This window comes from Bradyrhizobium sp. USDA 4541 (assembly GCF_024171085.1).
In the GTDB taxonomy this organism is placed as follows: domain Bacteria; phylum Pseudomonadota; class Alphaproteobacteria; order Rhizobiales; family Xanthobacteraceae; genus Bradyrhizobium; species Bradyrhizobium australafricanum.
Genome location: NZ_JALJZF010000001.1, coordinates 2343261 through 2362147 on the forward strand (window position 1 = coordinate 2343261; position 18887 = coordinate 2362147).

The window sequence follows — 18887 nt, forward strand, 5'->3', positions numbered from 1 at the left end:
CAGCCCAGCCGGAACTCGCGACCGACGGGCGGCTCCGCAAGGATAGAGATGGTTTGCGTGTGTTCAACCGTGTCCATACCTCCCCGTTCTCCCCCATTTGTTCCTCAAAGGCGTTCTTTTAATCTCCGATCAGTCCGAGGCTGCGTACTAATCAGGTTGACGTTGGTGAATACGCCTTGTTTAAAAGCGGCCAGGCGCCTTCGTGCTGAATGTGAATGTTCATCCAAGTTCGTTCGATTTTGAAAGTGTCGGCGGTCTCAACCCAATAAAAAAACACCGCGCGACCGAGCTTGGTCTCCCCGGTTTTTTCAGGATTGTCCAGGTGCTGGTCCATTCTTCGTCGAAGATTGTCGGTTAGGCCGACGTACAAAATCTCGCCCGAAAAGGTGGCCAACGCATAGCAACCTGGCACGTCTGGAACTAGGTGCTCGTGGCTCCTCTTGAAGGTCGCTCGATGGTTGGGTTGAGGAATCAATAGAGCAATATTCATAGTTCAATCTGGGCGGCTGTGTTCATTGAGACTTTGTGCAGAGCTTTCGACAGTTCTTGCGAGACAACGTTGATCGCACCAGCGTTTAAGAAGCTCGCTTTGCTGCCTTTCGACCACCAATCGGGATGACCAACTCCTGCATAGTCGCCTTCGACATTATCAAAGCAGGACTGCAGTAGCTTTTCCATCGCTTGCACTGTGAAGCTACCCCGATCCAAGAGCTTCATAAAAAACGGGATGGAGAATTTGCAGAACAATTCGACGCCGTTGTACTTGTACAGAACAGAAGCGTTGCCATCGTCTAGTTGCGCGGCGACCGCCTTCCAGTAGTTCAGAAAAATCTTCTTTTCTTTCTCAAAATCACCAAAGCTTGCGAGAGGGTTGTTGGCGGTGAGTACGTACTTGACAATGGCCTTCACAAAGGATCGTTGATTGATAGTTGCGCCATCCCCGTCGGAGTTCGCCATCAGGATCTTACCTTGCCAAGGAGATCCTTCAGCCTTGTTGAGGTAGTCAACGAGCTTGATAGCTTTTTCAACTTCACCACGTTCGACAGTTTTCAATATCCATTTCGGAAGGCTTGGAAGGTCTTCAACGTCAAGAGCATCTGTCAGCCGAGCGATGATCCGTTGTTCTACAGCCTTATCGACGCTCTTTTGGGTCGTGTTTACGATAAGGAAGTGGCACATCTGCGCAATCTTGGGAAGGCCAACAGCTATGTTCACGGGAATCTCAAAATCGAGAACGCGCGGATCTTTGGCCGCGGCCATTTTCAATCCTTCTAGGCGATGCTGGCCGTCTACTACACTGAGCGGGCACACGGCCGACGTATCAATCTCAACCGTGTTGTCTTTCTCATTGAACGGGACGGTCTTATCAGTCGCCAAGAACACGGAAGTGGGCAGGAAGGCGTCGTGGCTGTCTTGTCCTTTGATAATGTAGTCGGCGAGTTTTTTGGCTCGCGCGGTGTTGAGCAGCCGTTGATAACCGTCGTTGGCTGCATCGGCCGGGTCGAGAGTTTCTACGCTGTAAAAGTCCTTGGTCACGATATCTCTGACTTTGAGTGTCGTAGCGTATAGCGTTAGGCCGCCTTGCCTGACACGCGCGGCAGGAATAATGATTTTCGACACGATTTTCCCCCATCGAAAGCGGCGAGCGAGCGCCGGTGGACCTACTCATTGGGAAGGAGCCCGCGAAGGTCTTAAGCCCTTTGGTCTGATGCTTGCCTATACTAAAGCTTGTAGAGTAGGGAGGCAATTGCACTTAAGGTTGAACAGGTTAACGAAGGAAGCAAAAACTGCTGGTTCGCGCCGATGCGCTCGACACAGCTTGCTGAAAGTCTGGATCGTTCCGTTGTTTGAGAATGAATACGGAGAGGCTGCAACACTGCAGGGCGTCACCGACGATCAAAGCTGCTGCTGCTTCGGTGATTTTTCTTTGTCGTTAAACTCCGGCAGGCGACGATAGAGCGATGCGTACTTTGCGAACGCGAGATATTCGGCGCGCACGACATCGCCCATTACCCGTAGATCCGCAGGCTTGTTCGTCGATACGTTGCACTCGAAAGCACAGACGGCAACGTAGAGCCTTTTCGCGAGTGCGTCGCCATCGGGATACTTGCGCCGAAACCGTTGCGCACCACCGTGACCCGGTCGCGACTCTCGGAGAGTGTTGTTGAATTGATTGAGACGCCCCCGAAGTCCGCCTGCCGCGTTTGTAAAGCCGAAGTACGCGATGTTTTTGACCCACCTAAATCGCGTGCCGGTGATATTCGCTCTGGAAATGGCAATCGCATATATTCCCGGGTAGCTCGTGCCCTTCAACTGGTCCCGATCATTGAACTTCACCCAATTTGAAAACTGCATCACAGCTCCATTACTCGCCGATCAGGCCGCGTAGGATGGCTTCCGCGCGCATCGACACGGCGGTGTAATGCTGCGCGGCCTTGATAGACTTGCGCCTTTCCGGGTCATTCTGCGCGATGTTGGGATCAGATAGAAGGCGCTGGAATCGCGCTCTCCGCCATGCTTGTATACGACGGAGACGCGGCAGGATCGCTGGACGGTCTTCAACATTAATCCGCTTCTTGTTTGTCAAACCGGTCTTGCCTCTTGAGGTTGTGAACCTAGCCCAATTCTCCGTACAAAGAGAAGATACCCCGGAATTTTACGGGGAATTGAGAGGCCGTGGTCTGTTTGGAATAGGGCTTTAACATCAAGAGCGGCGACAAAGTGCTGCAAAGAGCCCGGTTCACACGCTCGTATTTCGTTGAGGCCACAGCTTCCTTTTTGAAGTACGTCGAGGCAATCAATGACCACAATGAAGGAGAGTGCGGACCTCGTTCACGCGATCAACCGCATCCAATATCAATTCCTCCGAAGGAAATTCATTCCGCATGAAGTTCTCATGAAAGACATTGCGGTATCGCCGATCACTTACGCAACGTCGTTGCGGGATTATCTGGCGGAACGCGGACTTCGTTCAGAGGCCGACTTTCTCGACAAGCTCGCGCCGCTCATTGGAAAGTGCCCTCCTAAATTTGTGCTTCGGATCATCTTCCCTGAAATCGAGGAAATCTTTCGCCAAAAAGTCTATGAGCCCCCGGCGCGAAGTGTGGTGAAATTCCGTGAAGCTCGATACATCATCCTCAATCATATTGTTCGTGGAACTCCGGCAGCCTGTATCGAAATTCTCTCGAAGACCGATCCGTTTCTTCTCGTCCAGCTCGTATTTCTCGATCTTGCATACGCCGATGTCGAAGAATCTAAGCCTGCGTCGTCTGGCTATCTCCGATTCCAGAGATCGCTGAAATACATCGGAAACAGGCATGAATTTCTACACGGCTTGAAGCCTGCGGGCCGTAGCAAGGACATTCCCGATAACGTCATTATTAACGTGCTGACTTTGTATGTTTCCGCCGTGCGGATTTGCCAGTACCTATCGGAGCTCCTGATCTCACGGGGTAACCTCCGGCTTACGGGGCAACATCTTCCCAATCCGCGAGAGTTCATCGCTCTGACCAAAAATGTTGCCGCGACGTTTCGGCAATTGGCCAGTGTCTTGCCCCGAAGCAGTTCTTCTGCGTCTTCCTGAGTCTGATATGTCGTATCTCTAGGTTGCCTCCGCCGACCTAAGAGCCCAACTCAAGGAGCGATAGGCGTTCTCGCCCGCCTAGTGCTGTTCGTCATCGCCAACGTAGGACACGGGGCCGAGAATAGGCTGGGGTCTTGATCTTAGCTGTGATGGCCGCAGGCTTTGCAGTCGTTACAACCTGGATCTTGGCGTTTCGCTCCTGTCTCCAGATGGCCCGCATGATCTCGCGGCGAAGTGGATCGCCGCTGCGCATAAGTACCCAGTCCTTGTTGACGAAGGCTATCTCGACTCCCAGAAGGTCGGCTGCGCCGCTCATGGTTGCGGTGATCTCGTCCTTGCGTACGTACCAGTCCCAATCCGGCATCGTTTAGCCGCCTTTCATTGCGTCATTTGACGAGGGATTTATTCGGGGCCGCGACACGTCCACATGGCTCTTGAACCCGGGAGGCGGAATTTGTGGGTAGGGCTGCGGGTATCCGTTCTGCCAGAACAATTGTGATGGGCGAAAACCAAATGATCGTTCGCAAAGTTCGATAAGGTGAGCGACTTGGGGCTCCGCAAAATCGGGGCCGACTACTAAAGCCTTAAGCGCGTTCTTGAAAGGGAAGGTGATGTAGTCAGTCGAGACGTTTGCAACGAAGAATCTGAATTCACGCTCGTCGCGCCAATCGGTTGCCTTGGTGAAGAACAGAGATCGCCAGTGTACTTCCAGATGTTCCGAAATCGCGGTCTTTAGTCCAAGCGATTTGATGCGATGATAATCAAAGGTGAACTCGGGTGAGGGGTACCTAACGCGGTCTCGGTAGCTGATGTCGCCTTTTCTAAAGATCGCGGCTGGCGCCGATTCCGATAAATGTTCAGCGAGCGCGGTCTCCAGGAGTGTGGCGTCAAACACGAGGCAAATTCCGTCGTTCACGCCCCTGGTGCTCGCATACTGAGCCCACATTCGCGGCCGACAGAAACCTCGGTACCAGATCGTTCCAAAATCAAAATGATTTGGCGCAGCTGGATCGATTTCTGCCTGTGGCTCGTCGCGTGTGAAACACAATAGCTTACTCTCGCCCTTCAAAGCCGGGCTTGCAGTTTGTATCATGAACTCGTGCGCTGCTTGATCGTCACCTGGGTTGAGAACAGCTTCAGCGAACCAATGCTTTGCTTCCCAAGGGTCGTTCACTGCTGTGAACGGCGACATTCTCAGCGTGCCGCTCGCGAGGATATAGTCGATGGCCGTCTCGGCTCTCGTGTAATGGTAAAGATACCGATCCGCGCTTTTGATTTTGTGTAGGTGAACGATCTGGATTGGGCCATCCATAGTACTTTTTCCTAGCCGTTTGATCACCTCAAAGGGGGGATGCCTCGGCTCATGAGGTCGGCCAATCAAATTCCAACTTCTCGGCCCATGAGCCACGTATGAGGTCATAGTGGCTGGTGCTCTTCTTGAACCTAAGTGTCGGTTGGCCTCGTATCGTAGTGTATTCGACCCGGTAGTAAACGCTATTGAGGTCGTGGGTGAAGAACGTGTTGAACTTGTCCGCGTTCTCGCGCGAATAGAAGGAGGCGAGATCCTGCAGTCGCACCTTGAATTTGAGAATGCTGTCTTCAACGTCTTTGAGAATGACTACAGCGGCCTGGCGCTGCTTCTCATCCATCCCGCAGATGAAATCCAAGGCGCTTTGGTCGTAGGCGTTTGCCGCTACCGACATCAGGCTTCGCTGAATGGTCTCCAATTCCTTTTGAGGGTTGTAGTCCCTGACAACAGCAATGTGACCCGCGAATGTCCCAAAGGTGTGATCCCGAGTTTCGACGCTGTCCTTTCCACGCCCCTTGAATCCCGCGGGGCCGAAGTAGTCATCGTTCTCCTCTGACTCGTCTCGAATGATTTCTGTGAGGGTAAGCTGCCCGCCATGCTGTTGCTTCATTCTTCGGAGCTGCTCGTGAACTTGGGGCAGGGTGTTGCGGATTTTCCGGTAGGCGCGGACGGCTTCGAGGGCGACTGGCTTCAAGCTCTCCAGTATCGTCAACTTCGGGGCGACGAGGGGCAGCGCTTCAAGCAGGTAGCCTTCCTCATGATCGCGCTTCTCGCGCCATTTGCGTTCTCTCTCCGCCTCAGCAAGAACGTCGTCATTGGCGCAGCAGTTTCCGATGAAGGCACAGCATTGAAGCTCGGGAAACCAGACCAGTGAGCCTGTCAGGAACCGGTTGGGCGTGCACATCGGACAGGGGCAGTTATCGGCCTCCGGCCTCTTTTTGCCGTCCACAGTGATGAGATGCCTGAGGACACGAAACTTGGCATCCTTCGGGAGCTGATTTCGGTACAAGGACTCGATGAGCTCCGGCTGAGCGGTCTCTTTAATTCGCGCTACCGTCTCGTCAATCCAGATACCGGTTGGCCTATCACGGAATGGTCGCCATGGAAGCAACTTGGTCTCAGAACTCTTTACGCCACGCGACTTACGGCCGCCTTTGGTCATAAACGCCCCTATGAGAACGAACCCAGAAGACTCATTTTGTTCTTATTCTCGGTCCCTCGGGCTCCACCAGCGCCCCGACTCGGGCGCCTATATTTAGTATAAATGCAAGTGCGGCTTGGTGCTATCTTGTGTGTTGCCATTCAGGGTTGTCCCAATTATTCACAGCCTAATTGAGCGCGAATCATATGGCGTTGGCGATTAGCCCAATTCCCGCCCTCGGTCGCCGCCTGTAGAGTTTTTCGGGGCGTACCGTTGAATGGCATAACAGAGATTTAGCAACAGCTTCCGCGAGGCGTTGTGGGAGACCTTCGACAAGAAGTGCTTCCACTGCAGCCGCGAACTGCCCTTTGTCGATATGCGGGTTGATCATATCGTCCCCGAACGTCTTCACCATGGTGAGGAGGAAGGCCGCAAAGCTGTGCTTACCAAGATCGGATTGCCGGAGACGTTCAATATTCTGGGAAATGAAAACCTTGCACCCTCATGTGAGAGTTGTAACGGCCGAAAAAGCGGTTCGATTCTGATCGAGGGGGCAACGGCGGTAGCGCTCACACGTATCGCTCGTAAGCTCCCGATCCTTGAAGCAAACCGACAGAAGAAGCGGGAAGATCGGAGCCTCGAATTTATTCTAAGAGCAGTCGCCCGATCTCTTGATAAGGGAGCGTTCAGCTCGGAAGAATTGCTGAACCAGATTCAGAAGGTCGTTGCCAATGCTGAGCGGGATCACGACCCGAGTGTAGCCAGGCTGGAGCCTGGGCGAATTTGGGCTCACGCGAAGCCTTTAGGGTTTACGCAACAGGCCCGGCAGCGGATGGAAGCCCGCCGCTTCGCAGCTAACGATGTGGCTCAAGTAGTTTTGGAAGGATTCATTGGGGGGAGCGCAACGGCGCGCAAGATCCCAAGTCAAATTGGTCAATACCTCATCGAAGGTCCAGACGATCTCGATGTCGAGTTTGCGATTGAAGGTGCCACGGTCGTGGTCTTGTCGGTTTTCCGGGATGATGACTAGCTATGGCCTAAATTCTGCCACCGCAGTTCTCGTGATCGATCCCAGCTGACTTGGGTTAGACAAAATCATCCCATGCCATTGATATTCGATGCGCGGTTAGATCGCGCTTTCTTACGTAAGTATTTGTAATATTTAAAGTAACACTAGCCTGAAAATCGCAGTGTCGGTGGTTCGATCCCGCCCCTGGGCACCAAAACTACGCTTTTGTGCGCCAGACTACGATTTTGCGCGATAGCGTCGATAAGCGCCTAGCAGAGGATCAATTTGTGCACGTAGGAGTAGCGCTCGGGGCCAGCCTACGGCGAAAAATTCTGCGGACTATAGTGACGACAAAAAACATTTTCGGGGGTTCGATTCGCTCCCCCGCTACCAATCGTACGATTTTCTACGCCAAACTACGATCTTCTGCGATTTCGTAGGGCTAGCGGGAGCATCCGAGGAGAGGCGCCGGCTGCGAAGCAAGCCATTTCCTAAGTAGTGTGTTTCGCGAAATGAGTGGTTGGTTAAGCGGGGACAACATCGCTTAAGTCATCGATTGCCGTTGTCGAGGGCTCGATTTGCTTGGAATGGGGCTGCGAACGTGTGATCGCCAAGGAATCGGTAGAAATGGGCAACGTCCAATTATGACGTATTCAGCGTGGCCCGGCGCGCATGGATCAGACTCTCGACCCCGGTCGCGGCAAGCCCGGGCGCACTGATGATTGGGCCCAAGCTTGGTTTGATTTGGTGCCAGCCACGTACGCATACGACGAAGACCGCCTGATTGACGCATGCGCGCGGGCGCGGCGGGCTCTATGATGGCGTTGCGTGAAGGTCAGGCGGCCTGCTGACCGGCGGCTTGGCGCAGGAGTTTCCATTCCCAGGGCAGCAGTTCGTGCAGACGCGAAGCGGGAAGATCGGCGATACGGGCGAGGACGTCGGCAAGCCAGGCCTTGGGATCGACGTCGTTGAGGTGACAGGTCGTGATCATCGTCAGCATGATGGCGGCGCGGTCGGCGCCACGCTGGCTGCCGGCGAAGGTCCAGTTGCGCCTTCCCAATGCGATGCCTCTCAATGCGCGCTCGGCACAATTGTTGGTCAAGCAGATCCTGCCATCGTCGAGGAAGCGGGCGAAGTCGTCCCAGCGCCTGAGCATGTAGTTGATCGGCTTCAGGACCTCGGAGGAGCGCGAGAGGGTTTCGCGCTCACGCAGCAGCCAAGCGTGCATGTCCTCGAGAAGCGGCTTGCTGTTTTCCTGGCGCACGGCGCGCCGCTCGTCGGCGCCACGGCCGTTGATGGCGCGCTCGATCTCGAACAACGCATCGAGGCGCTTGACCGCCTCCAGCGCGATCGGAGAGACCGGCTTGCCCTTCTTGCCTTCCCGAGCATTTTTCTCGATGTCAGCCAGCTCGAAGAAGCCCCGCCGCGCATGGGCAAAGCAAAACGCCGGCGTAATCGGCAGCGCCTTCTTCTGCGGGTCGAACAGCGGCTCGAAGCCGTTGTAGCAATCGGCTTGCAGGATACCGGCGAAGGCCGCCAGATGCTTCTGGGGATGCTCGCCTCGTCGATCGCTCGAGGCGTAATAGACCGCCGCCGGCGGCGCAGGCCCGGCGAAGGGCCGGTCATCCCGCACATAAGTCCAGATCCGCCCGGTCGTGCACTTGCCCTTCGCCAGGATACGGATGGTGGTGTCATCGCCATGAAGACGCTCGGCCGCGAGCACATGGCGTTCGATCAAGTGGAAGAGCGGCATGACGGCGAAGGTCCCGTGGCCGACCTGGTCCGCCAGCGTCGACAACGGCAGGTCGATCCCCTCGGCCTTGAAGCGCGCACTCTGGCGGTTGAGCGGGATGTGCATGCCGAACTGTGCGTCCAGCGAAGGCTGGCATGTTCAGCAGGAGTTAGTCCTGCCGGGGAAAAAGTTAGCTCCCCGTAGTGTGGATAGCAGAAAGGAGAGAAACCGAATTTCTGAAGCCTATCGACAAAGACTCCCTTGGGGAGCTCACGAGTCACCGGGCCGTATCAAAAGAGAACGCGCTGTGGCCTCGAAAATGCTCAGAACCGAAAGCCGAGCCCGCAGTTTAGGGGCGAAGGCAGCATGATCCGACGAATGCTAACTGATGCGACGGATCATTTCGGCGGGGTGAAAGCGACAGCACGGTGACAAGGACATGCAAAGCAACTGGAGAAGCCTTCCTCATCCCGGAGAGAAATCGCCGGAAGAAGGTAGGCCGTATAACCGGCGCCCCCGGGAAATCGGCCGAAGATGAGAAGGTGGCGGCCGGGTCCGCAGTAGCGCTGAAGCGGGGTAACACCCGTGGAGCGAAGGGACCCTGCCATTTGTGATGTCTCCAACGTAAGGAAGGCAAGGACGAGATGACAAAGGCGTCCATCGATTTGCAGGACCTGAGGCGGAGGCTATACGTCAAGGCGAAGGCTGAACCGTCTTGGCGTTTCTGGGGTCTATACGTCCACGTGTGTAAGATGGAGACGCTGCGCGCAGCGTATGAGATGGCGAAAGAAAACGACGGCGCTCCGGGAATAGACGGAGTGACGTTCGAAGCCATCGAAGCGCGAGGCGTGGAGTCGCTACTCGAACAATTACGGGACGAACTGATCGGGCGCAGCTATCAGCCACTCCCATCAAGGAAGCGGGAAATACCGAAGGACGGGGGCTCCAAGGTCCGCGTTCTGTCGATTCCGGCTATTCGCGACAGAGTGGTGCAAGGCGCGCTCAAGCTCGTACTCGAACCTGTATTCGAGGCGGATTTCCAACCGGGATCGTTTGGATATCGGCCCAAGCGTACGGCACATGAAGCGATCAAGCGAGTTGCCCAGGCGGTAGCCGAGCGGAAGACGCGGATTCTCGACGTTGATTTGCGCGCCTATTTCGACAACATCCGGCACGATCGGATGCTAGAGAAGGTGGCTCTGCGAATCGACGACAAGGAAATTCTGCATCTGCTGCGGCTGATGCTGAAAGCATCTGGCAAGAAGGGGGTTCCACAGGGCGGGGTAATTTCACCCTTGCTCAGTAATCTCTACCTCAACGAGGTGGATAAGATGCTGGAGCGAGCGCGTGAGGTAACTCGTCGCGGCAAGTACACCAACGTCGAATATGCACGATTCGCTGACGATTTGGTGGTCTTGATCGACGCCCACAAGCGACATGACTGGCTGCTCGGTGCCATAGACAAGCGATTACGGGAAGAGTTCACCAAACTGCAGGTTGAAGTGAATGATGAGAAGAGCCGCATAGTCGATCTGGAACGAGGCGAGAGCTTCGGCTTTCTGGGATTCGACTTCCGCTACCTCCGCAGTCTGCGCGGAGTGATGCGGCCGTATTACACGCCCAAGCTCAAAAAGCGGACGGCGCTTCTGCGGGGGCTCAAGGAAGTGTTTCGCCGCCACCGGTCGCAACCGATTGGCCGGGTGATAAGCCTGATCAATCCGAAGCTCCGAGGGTGGGTAAACTACTTCGCGATGGGCGATTCCGGTAAATGTTTCGCCTACATCAGAAACTGGGTAGAGAAGAAGGTCAGACGCCATCTGGCGAAGGCTCGGAAACGAAAAGGCTTCGGCTGGAAGCAGTGGAGTAGGTCGTGGCTGTACGATACCTTGAAGCTGTTTAATGGCTACCGGGCGAGTACTGGCAAGGCGAAAGCCGCTCCAGCACGATAGGTCAAATAAGCCTTGGTGCGAAGCAAATGGGAGCGCGTAGTGCGGGAAATCCGCATGCTGCGTGCGATGTGGCGGGGGCTGGAAACGTGTGCGATCGAAAATTTGGTCGAGCGGCGCGCCAGTCCTCGACCCTACTGTCGAACAGCATCGTCGCCAGCAATTGTGGGCCGATGAAGCCACGCGGCGTGGCATGGAACGGCGCCGGCGGCTGGCTGATCTTCTCGCAATCGCGGCAGGTAAATTTCTCCCGTACCGTCTCGATCAGCTTGAAGCGCCGCGGGATCTCCTCCAGCGTCCCGGTCACATCCTCACCGATCTTCGCCAACCGCGATCCACCACAGCAGGCGCAGGTCGTTGGAGCCTCAATGACGACGCGCTCGCGTTCGATGTCGTCCGGCCACGGCTTGCGCACCGGCCGCTTGCGCATGAAGGGGCGGACGTTCTGCGTCTTCGCCGCTGCGGCCTGCGCGGCAAGCTCATCCTCGCTCGCTGTGGTGACGAGCTCTTCCAGCTCTAGCTCCAACTGCTCGAGCAGCCGTGCCGTGCGTTCGGAGCGTTGCCCGTACAGTTCGCGTTTCAGCTTCTCGATGCGCAACTCGAGATGCGCGATCAGCGCCTCGGTATCCGACAGTTGCGCCTGCGCATTCGCGGCTTGCGCCTGCCAATTGGCAGCCACCGCCTCAGCTCGCAGCCGTGCCTCACGCTCGGCCTGCAGCGCCGCCAGGGCACTGACGAGGTCCGATGGAAGATCGTCCGGCTTCGATATCATGAAGCCATTGAATCAGATCAAGCAGCAGATTCAAACCGTAAAAGCGGCTATCCGACCCGCGTCGGCCGATGGGTTTCTTGAGGGTTACGCCAATCGATTCCAGACAGCAGATAGCTCAACTGCGCCGGCGAGATCGTTACCGATTCTCCGGTAACCGATGGCCAGATGAACTTTCCTCTCTCGAGTCTTTTTGTGAACAAGCAGGCTCCCTGGCCATCGTGCCAGATCGCCTTCACAAGATCGCTGCGGCGACCGCGGAAGACGAACAGATGACCGCTGAGCGGGTCTTTGTGCAGCACCTCCTGCACTTGGAGTGCCAGCGACGGAAAGCCTCTGCGCATATCCGTGTAGCCTGTCGCGAGCCACACTCGCACATTCCCCGGTATCGCAATCATCGGCGTCCAAGCACATCGAGGACCCGCGCTAACGCCTCCGGATCGACGTGCGCATCCACCCGGATGCACCGTCGGTTGCCGAGATCGATCTCTATCAATCCAGTACGCGCGGCTGTCACGGAGCGAACTCGGCCATCAACCGTAGGCAAAAGCTTCGGAGCTTCCTCAGCCGAGGCCGCTACGGCGGCGATCTGCACCGGCGTAAAAGATGGCACAACTTGTTCCGATGTCCGTGCTTGTCGACGCCAGGTAAACACCAGGCTGGCCGCTACTCCATTGCGACGCGCAACCTCAGTCACCTTCGCGCCCGGTGCCAATGTCTCCTCGACAATCCGTGCCTTGTCGTCCTGCGACCAGCGCCGCCGCCGCTCCAACCCGCCCAAAACCTCGACCCGCATCGCCTGATGACCTTAAAGCTAGACTTAAGGCCACACGCTTCGCGAATTGCCACCCATCACGCAAGACGGCCCCCGTCGGATGCGTACCCAGCCACGGTGGTGGTCGCAAGTGCAGCAGATCGCAGGAAATCGCGCTTGGTCAGCATGTACGGGCCGAGCTTTGGCGAAGTGCGCCTCTAATCATTGTCGCGATTCCTCCCGATACTGCCGCGGAGCGGCACCGGCAATTCGGCGGAAGGCACGGGTGAAGTGCGCCGGATCAGTGTAGCCGGAGGCGAATGCGATTTCGATGATCTTGAAATCCGTGTCGCGTAAAAGCTTTCTGGCATTTTCGAACCGAATGGTATCGATCAGATCCGAGTATGTCAGGCCGGCGTGCGCGAGCTTGCGTTGCAAGCTCCTGGTGCTTGCGCCAGCCATCTCCGCGATTTCAGCGAGAGCAGGAAGTCTTTCACCCAGATAAGACGGCAACATCAATTTGAGAGTTGCGATAATATCATGACCGGCTGGGCCAGCCCCATCGTCCTGCGGAGAAAGCATTTTTTCGTTTGCGCGATTGACGAGGCTGAGGAGGGAGATGGGAATATCGATCCACGATGCGTCCTGACCGGACAGGAAGCGCGTGTTTGGCCAGAATGATTGACACGCGGGGCTGGGCGTATAGCGGGCTTCAAAGGCCATTGTTGCCGGGGCCCAATCCGGCCCGGCGAATTGCTGGACCATGTATATGGGGAAAATATTCTGGAGCCATTGCGAATGCTCGAGATGCAGGAGCCCTTTTGTTCCAGTGAGTCTGCTGCAAAACCTCACGTGATCGTCGTATCGCTCGATCCAGTTGCTCAAGTTCGAGTCCTCGATCGACGCCCATTTGCAGGCCTGCTGCAGCGCGACCAACAGCGTCGGGGCATGGCTGATCAGGGTCCGGGTTTTCTCGCTCAGGTGACAATAGTGCAGACGTCGGGAGGCGTGGTATCCGAAATCTGTAATGCCTTGCGACCTCCGGGCGATTTCCGCGAAGTCGATTGCCTGCAGTATCGGTACGTAGTGGTTGGCCTTTTCTTCCAGCGATGCCGGAAGACGAGATCTTTCTAGAAACGAACCTGTCGATGCGCCGATATCGCTAAGGATATCAGCGAAGGGAATCAGGAATTGGCAGCGCGTCAAATGAATATTTGCCACCCGGCTGCCCCTCGATCGTAGAATTGATACTGTCCGTCCGCGCCAATTTCGCCGGGCCCGGGCGTTTGCGTCGCCGACAAGAATGGGAGAATTCGCTGTCCCTCTCCCGGCAGGCCTCGTTCTCGCACAGCAGCTAGATCTCGCGTCGAGCAGAGATGCGGCTCTTTCGATGCGGGTCTTGCCGGCTTTTTTGGCGCCTTATGGCCAGACGGCCAACGACTCGCTTCATAGGCTGACATAAGACCAAGACTAGAGCCGGAGTGGAAGGAAGCGCAGCCTGTCGCTCCGCGTTCTATGAATCCTATCATCGTACCTTCGCAGTATTGCGTGCGCGCGACAATGGTCGAGCGAGAGCCGCTGGGTGATCGTAAGGCAATTTCTGGCGAGCCCCGGTTTTTCCCGGGCGGTTGGCCAGAGGGAGGCCCAGAACACCTACAGCCTCGAAGCCCATTGAATTTTCTCTCTAGAGTGAGCAAGGGCTTCGTGCCTTACATCCAACAGATGAGAGCTGTTCGTTTGCCGTCGTCGGAGGCGATCCGCGCGGCTATTGTCGCGTCGCTGCGACAAGGTGACGTAACCATAGGTCGAACCGCTCGCGCACTCAAGATTAGCGTCCGGACGTTGCAGCGTCACCTCGGTCGAATCGGCACAAGTCACAGTGAAATGCTCGCGGACGTTCGCCTCGACTTGGCGTGCCGGTTACTCGTGGATTCCAGCAAGCACCTGTCGGATATCGCGAAATTCCTTGGCTATTCCAACGCAAGCAGCTTCAGCCGCGCTTTCGTGCGTTCGATGAAAGTTCAGCCCGTTGTATACAGGCGGCAGCAACGTGCCCGTAAGCTGAGCGGGCGCGTCATCGCATAGGACCGGTGCGCAATCCACCGCTGAAGTATCCCAGATGATTGGCGCGAAATGGCAAGACGCGTGACCTGAATTGGCGCGAAAAGTTTAGTGAGATTATCACGCTCCGGAAGGATCTGACTGTTTTGACGTTCATGGAACACGGTGTGCTTTGGAAGCCGTCTGAGCCGATCGCAGTCGCGTATCTGGCGCATGGGATTCAGCGCCACCGGCTGGCCCCGTTGTGGAAATGATGCCCGAGCAACGGAGAGAGTCCTGTTGCGATGTCGTCGGACGAGCGGAGAGGTTGGCCTTGAGTCGTCCTCATCAACCGCTATCTGTTTCGGTCATATGTCGTACCCTTATGGTGAGTGAGCGTACGCTGCGCAATGCATTCAACGAGATCCACGGCGTCCCGCCCTGCCGGCGTCTTCGCATGTTGCGGTTGCTGCACGCTAGGAAAGTCCTTCTGGTGGCTGACCGCGAGCTGACCACCGTTACCCATGTTGCAACAGCTTGGGGCTTCAGTGAGCTGGGGCGCTTTTCTGTCGAGTATAGAAAGGCATTCGGCGAGAGTCCGTCTCAAACGCTTTATGGAAGAGTTCGGACCTGCTGTATCGGGTCGAGCGTGGCGTCGGCGCAACGTCGAGGTTGGAATTTGCATAGCGCGGCTTCCTGAAGTGGCGCCAACTACATGGACTGTGGACAGGAGAAGGTCGATGGGCCGAGGTATGTTCATCCACGCGTCGCGCCGTGCGGTCATAGGTCGACCGACTTCATCCGTTGGGGCAAATAGGTGCCAGGCGGCAAATGACTGTCGTTGCGGTGTCGCTAACGCTAAGCCTTCCGATCATCTAGTCAGCGCATGCACAGGCTGATCTGAGCGCCTTATGCTGACTTTGGACACCGGCGTGGCAAGAAGACGCTGATCTCCTCACGCATCAGCAGCACGATTCGCGAAGTCGTTTCAGTCCGGCCTGTCAAACGCCATCCGGAACTGCCCCCTTTGCGTCATGAAGAACTGCCCCCACCATCGGGTTATGATCTTGGTTGAAGGTTGCTTCCGTCGGTGACGGGACGGAGGGAGGCGGAGCCGACCGGAGGGCCGTCACCGACGGGCGGCGGCTTGATGAGGCCGCTCTTCCGTTTGGCGCGGAGCCGGTAGCTGTCGCCGCGGATAGTCAACACGTAGCTGTGGTGCAGGAGCCGGTCGAGGATCGCGGTGGCGACCACCGGATCGGCGAACACGGTGCCCCATTCGGCAACGCTGCGGTTCGACGTGATCAGCATGGCACCAGTTTCGTAGCGCCGGCTGACCAGTTGGAAGAACAGATGGGCCGCGTCGGGTTCCAGCGGCAGATAGCCGAGCTCGTCGACGATCAGTAGCTTTGGCTTCGACAGCGCGAGTAGTTTCTCGTCCAGGCGCCGATCGCCATGCGCCTTGGCAAGGCCAGCGACCAGCGTCGTCGCCGTGGTGAACTGCACCGTATACCCGGCCAGGATTGCCTCTCGCCCGAGCGCGATCGACAAGTGCGTCTTACCGACGCCCGGCGGGCCGAGCAGCAGCACGTTCTCTCCGTTGGCGATCCAACGTGACGCGGCCAGGTCGCGGATCTGCTTCGGATCGATCGACGGCTGCGCCTCGAAGTCGAAGCCAGCAAGCTCCTTCACGGCCGGGAAGTGTGCAAGCTTCAGCGCCATGTCGATGCGGCGATGATCCTTGCGTGCGATCTCGCGCTCGCACAGCAGGATCAGCGTCTCACGTGCCGACAGGTTCGCGCGCGCTGCCTCGTCGAGCAGGCTATCGAGCTGATCGCGGATGCCGGAGAGCTGCAATCGCGCCAGCATGGCATCAAGGGGATCAGTCGGTACTTCGGTTGCCTTCTTTGCGCGCGTCATCAGAAGCTTCCCCCGATCACGGCTTCATATTCGGCAAGAGGACGCAACAACGAAGGCGGTGGAGACGACCCCGGCACCGCCGCCGCAATCTCCGGCCGGCGGACCGCGCCATTGCGCCCGGCAACACCATCGAGATGGGCGGGATCGGCGATCCGCAGCCGGCGCCCCTCCGATTGCTTGTGGACCGCCACCTGGTGCAATCCATGGCGGATCCGCACCTCGCCGGCCGCGACCGTTACCGCCACGCGCTCGCCAATTAGGCGCCACGGCACTGAGTAACTGTTCGTGTCGATCTCGATGGCGCAATCGTTGCCGACGACCCGGGTTAGTTCGCGCAATGATCCGAACGAGGGCTGCCCGCCGAGCGGTTTCAACCGGTGTGCCTCGTCGCGTACGAAGCGAACCATCGGCGCCTCGCCGGTCGTGCCGTGGATACGCACGTTCGCCACCTCACGCTCCCACTTGGCGAGATGCGCCTCGAATGCCTCCCAACTTACGAAGGAATGCCCCGCGATCGCGTTCTTCTTCACGTAGCCGACGCCATTCTCCGTCTTGCCCTTCGTGCGTGCCCGATATGGCGCGCAGGCGCGTGGACGGAAGCCCCAATGCTTCGCAAACGCGATGAGTTTGTCGTTGAACTGAACCGACCGGCTCACCGCGTCGTGACGCACGACGAGCGCGCGTGGATTGTCCATCAGCACTTCCTCCGGCACGCCGCCGAAGGTCGTAAATGCGCTCTCGAGCCCGGCGAACCAGTGCTCTTGCTTCTCCGCCCGGAACGCACGCACATGCAGCCGTCGCGAATGCCCGAGCGTTGCCACGAACACGAATGCTTTGACCTTCACCCTGCCGATCTCGACCAGACGCTCCCCGAAGTCGATCTGCAGCTGTCGGCCAGGAGGCGTCTCGAACCTCGTCGTCGCCAGCGCCTCCGCCTTCAGCGCCTGGCGATAGGGCTGCACGGCGCGTTGCAGCGTTCGCCGGCTTACCTCCACGCCTTTCTCGGCCAACAGATCCTGGCGAACCACGTCAGCATTGCCGCGATGGCGAATGAACCTCTCGTGCAGCCAACCCTCAAGGCCGTCGAGCAGCTTCGGCCGCTCAGGCGACTTGAACGGCTTCACCCCGCCCGCCGCCACGTAGTCCTTCACCGTGTGATGGCTGCAGCCCAGCTGGCGCCCAATCCGCTTCAGCCCCCATCCGCACGCCCTTAGGCGCAACATCTCCGCCACGTCATCCGGCGTCTTCATCACCTGCCCCCGTGGATCACTCCACGGCGAGCCTCTAGTGATTCGTTCCTCGTTCATTCGCTCTCTCCTCAGCTATCCGAGGAGGGGGCAATTCCTCATGACGCCGAGGGGGCAGTTTTCCATGGCGCGCGACACCGGCCACTAAGGAGAGATAGATAAAGATCACTCGTCGATCCCTTGCATTTGGTGGAATGGGCCTGCGCTGGCAGGTGCGGCTGCAACAAAATCAGCCCTTGCGCAGGATTCCTTCTTTGGCGTAGGCGCGGCCCGCGCCGGAGGGAGATTTCATCCTCATGCTGCGCATGTATCGGCCGCAAACGAGCCCGTCGATCATCAACGGCACATGGACGGTCCCTGCCGCCAAGAAGGTCGGTTGAATAACCTTGAACGCATGATGAGAGTGGGGGACCGGTAACTCGCGCCACAAAATGGAGGTAGGAATGAGCAACGCGACCATTGCAATAGACGGCCAAGCCGCTGTCACGCCCGCGACACTAAGCTGGAATTTCATCCGCTGGGGTCTCGGGCTGTTCATCACAGGATTCTTGACGGGCTTTATCCCGATCGCGCATTACATGTACGGTGCCATAGCCGGAGACGTGGGGCCGGACTTCCTGAGAAACATTACGCTCTGGTGGGGTTGTCCGGCGGTGCTGGCGGAATTGACTCTCAAGACAGGCGGCCTTGGCATGGTTGCAATCGGCTTTTGCTATCAGGCCATCAATCGGCAGGGCGCGTCGGCGAATATTTCCAGTCACGAGCGCGTTGCGCCCGTGCTGTGCTCATTCGGTCTGATCGCAACGCTCGTATCCGCTGCTGCGGGCTATGTGATTTGCAATTATTTCTGGCCGAATTTTTATTACCATGCGATTCCGACCGGAAAGAATCTGTGGCTCGCGGCGCAGGGACTTAGCATAGCCGTCTATGTGGTTGGCGTTTGTTATTCGTTCGCCGGCATCCGCAGAGCGTCGGCCCAATTTCGATGACACACCAAGCTGACCGGTGGCGGTTCGATAATATGTCCAGCCTTTCATGCCGTCGCACAACAAAGCAATCACGTCTTGCGGCATGGTTGCGGCATGAAAGGCGCTGGCTGGTAATTGCATGGTTCAGTGGAATCGCCGCTGGTGCACTTTGGATCTATTCAGGTATGCCAATGATTTGTCATTGAGCGGACGATTTCGACGGCTTGATACGGCATTTTGATTCCGCCATATCGAGGTTGGCTCAAGCCAGACGTTACCAGTGAAATCTAAGATACTGCGGCCGGCTTCCGTTGTTCGTTTGGGAAAGGGCATTTGGAAATGCGCCCCTCCGTCGGCGACCAAGGATAGGCGCGCATCCAACTGTCAGGCAGCAGCTCTCGTTCTCGTCCCAGGAAAGCCGCTTAACTGCGGGGACCACGAACTCGGTCGCGCTCAGCGCGAACAATCG

General features: G+C 57.2%; 18 protein-coding genes and 2 pseudogenes. 6 read left to right on the forward strand and 14 right to left on the reverse strand.

Translation table 11 applies throughout. The features are described from left to right. Positions 1-151 precede the first annotated feature (151 nt). The 4 genes from J2R80_RS10910 to J2R80_RS10925 all read right to left on the reverse strand — a co-directional run bounded on the left by J2R80_RS10910 (position 152) and on the right by J2R80_RS10925 (position 2587). Complete coding sequence (locus J2R80_RS10910) at positions 152-490, reverse strand: GIY-YIG nuclease family protein (RefSeq protein WP_253638555.1); 339 nt, start codon at positions 488-490, stop codon at positions 152-154. Further along, the gene (locus tag J2R80_RS10915; RefSeq protein WP_253638556.1) at positions 487-1620 is read right to left on the reverse strand and encodes a DGQHR domain-containing protein; all 1134 of its coding nucleotides are present in this window, start codon (positions 1618-1620) and stop codon (positions 487-489) included. The genes J2R80_RS10910 and J2R80_RS10915 overlap by 4 nt, the downstream gene beginning before the upstream one ends. 276 nt (positions 1621-1896) lie before the next feature. Continuing rightward, positions 1897-2355, reverse strand: a complete 459-nt coding sequence (locus J2R80_RS10920; protein ID WP_253638557.1) for a hypothetical protein — start codon at positions 2353-2355, stop codon at positions 1897-1899. 10 nt (positions 2356-2365) lie between these two features. After that, a complete protein-coding gene (locus J2R80_RS10925; RefSeq protein WP_253638558.1) occupies positions 2366-2587 on the reverse strand; it encodes a hypothetical protein in 222 nt (73 codons plus the stop codon). 213 nt (positions 2588-2800) lie between these two features. Between J2R80_RS10925 and J2R80_RS10930 the strand changes: the two genes are divergently transcribed. Next, complete coding sequence (locus J2R80_RS10930; protein ID WP_253638559.1) at positions 2801-3583, forward strand: hypothetical protein; 783 nt, start codon at positions 2801-2803, stop codon at positions 3581-3583. Positions 3584-3674: 91 nt separating this feature from the next. Here J2R80_RS10930 and J2R80_RS10935 read toward each other — a convergent pair whose 3' ends face one another. The 3 genes from J2R80_RS10935 to J2R80_RS10945 are packed head-to-tail and all read right to left on the reverse strand — an operon-like array spanning position 3675 to position 6054. Next, positions 3675-3947, reverse strand: coding sequence for a hypothetical protein (locus J2R80_RS10935; protein ID WP_253638560.1), 273 nt, complete (start codon positions 3945-3947; stop codon positions 3675-3677). 3 nt (positions 3948-3950) lie between these two features. Further along, positions 3951-4895 (reverse strand): DUF2971 domain-containing protein, encoded by a 945-nt coding sequence (locus J2R80_RS10940; protein ID WP_253638561.1) that lies wholly within the window; start codon positions 4893-4895, stop codon positions 3951-3953. Between the two features lie 49 nt (positions 4896-4944). Continuing rightward, the gene (locus J2R80_RS10945; RefSeq protein WP_253638562.1) at positions 4945-6054 is read right to left on the reverse strand and encodes a hypothetical protein; all 1110 of its coding nucleotides are present in this window, start codon (positions 6052-6054) and stop codon (positions 4945-4947) included. Between the two features lie 295 nt (positions 6055-6349). Here J2R80_RS10945 and J2R80_RS10950 point away from each other — a divergent pair, with 295 nt between their 5' ends. Then, positions 6350-7063, forward strand: coding sequence for an HNH endonuclease (locus tag J2R80_RS10950; protein WP_253638563.1), 714 nt, complete (start codon positions 6350-6352; stop codon positions 7061-7063). Positions 7064-7877: 814 nt separating this feature from the next. Here the strand turns inward: J2R80_RS10950 and J2R80_RS10955 are convergent. Then, a pseudogene (locus J2R80_RS10955) lies at positions 7878-8909 on the reverse strand (IS66 family transposase); the annotation flags it as partial. Between the two features lie 617 nt (positions 8910-9526). On the opposite strand from J2R80_RS10955, the gene ltrA reads away from it, so the two are divergent. Beyond that, on the forward strand, positions 9527-10723 hold the full coding sequence (gene ltrA, locus J2R80_RS10960; protein ID WP_253638548.1) for a group II intron reverse transcriptase/maturase: 1197 nt from the start codon (positions 9527-9529) through the stop codon (positions 10721-10723). Positions 10724-10859: 136 nt separating this feature from the next. Here ltrA and J2R80_RS10965 read toward each other — a convergent pair. From J2R80_RS10965 to J2R80_RS10980, 4 genes and pseudogenes are all read right to left on the reverse strand, one after another. Then, positions 10860-11492 (reverse strand): annotated as a pseudogene (locus J2R80_RS10965) (IS66 family transposase zinc-finger binding domain-containing protein); the annotation flags it as partial. 47 nt (positions 11493-11539) lie between these two features. Next, positions 11540-11887 (reverse strand): IS66 family insertion sequence element accessory protein TnpB, encoded by a 348-nt coding sequence (tnpB, locus tag J2R80_RS10970; protein WP_092084175.1) that lies wholly within the window; start codon positions 11885-11887, stop codon positions 11540-11542. Then, positions 11884-12285 (reverse strand): transposase, encoded by a 402-nt coding sequence (locus J2R80_RS10975; RefSeq protein WP_139486052.1) that lies wholly within the window; start codon positions 12283-12285, stop codon positions 11884-11886. The genes tnpB and J2R80_RS10975 overlap by 4 nt, the downstream gene beginning before the upstream one ends. Positions 12286-12465: 180 nt before the next feature. Next, on the reverse strand, positions 12466-13464 hold the full coding sequence (locus tag J2R80_RS10980; RefSeq protein WP_253638564.1) for an AraC family transcriptional regulator: 999 nt from the start codon (positions 13462-13464) through the stop codon (positions 12466-12468). A 501-nt stretch (positions 13465-13965) separates the two neighbouring features. On the opposite strand from J2R80_RS10980, the gene J2R80_RS10985 reads away from it, so the two are divergent. After that, entirely contained in the window at positions 13966-14328 is a 363-nt protein-coding gene (locus tag J2R80_RS10985) for an AraC family transcriptional regulator (protein WP_057017764.1), read from the forward strand. A 340-nt stretch (positions 14329-14668) separates the two neighbouring features. Next, the gene (locus J2R80_RS43665) at positions 14669-14983 is read left to right on the forward strand and encodes a helix-turn-helix domain-containing protein (RefSeq protein WP_375162646.1); all 315 of its coding nucleotides are present in this window, start codon (positions 14669-14671) and stop codon (positions 14981-14983) included. 359 nt (positions 14984-15342) lie between these two features. On the opposite strand, the gene istB is transcribed toward J2R80_RS43665, so the two are convergent. Both istB and istA read right to left on the reverse strand, forming a co-directional pair. Further along, complete coding sequence (gene istB, locus J2R80_RS10990; RefSeq protein WP_141343233.1) at positions 15343-16203, reverse strand: IS21-like element helper ATPase IstB; 861 nt, start codon at positions 16201-16203, stop codon at positions 15343-15345. Next, a complete protein-coding gene (istA, locus tag J2R80_RS10995; RefSeq protein ID WP_253587187.1) occupies positions 16203-17510 on the reverse strand; it encodes an IS21 family transposase in 1308 nt (435 codons plus the stop codon). Before istA ends, istB begins: the two co-directional genes overlap by 1 nt. A 383-nt stretch (positions 17511-17893) precedes the next feature. On the opposite strand from istA, the gene J2R80_RS11000 reads away from it, so the two are divergent. Then, positions 17894-18439, forward strand: a complete 546-nt coding sequence (locus J2R80_RS11000; protein WP_143270848.1) for a hypothetical protein — start codon at positions 17894-17896, stop codon at positions 18437-18439. The last annotated feature ends 448 nt before the right edge of the window (positions 18440-18887 follow it).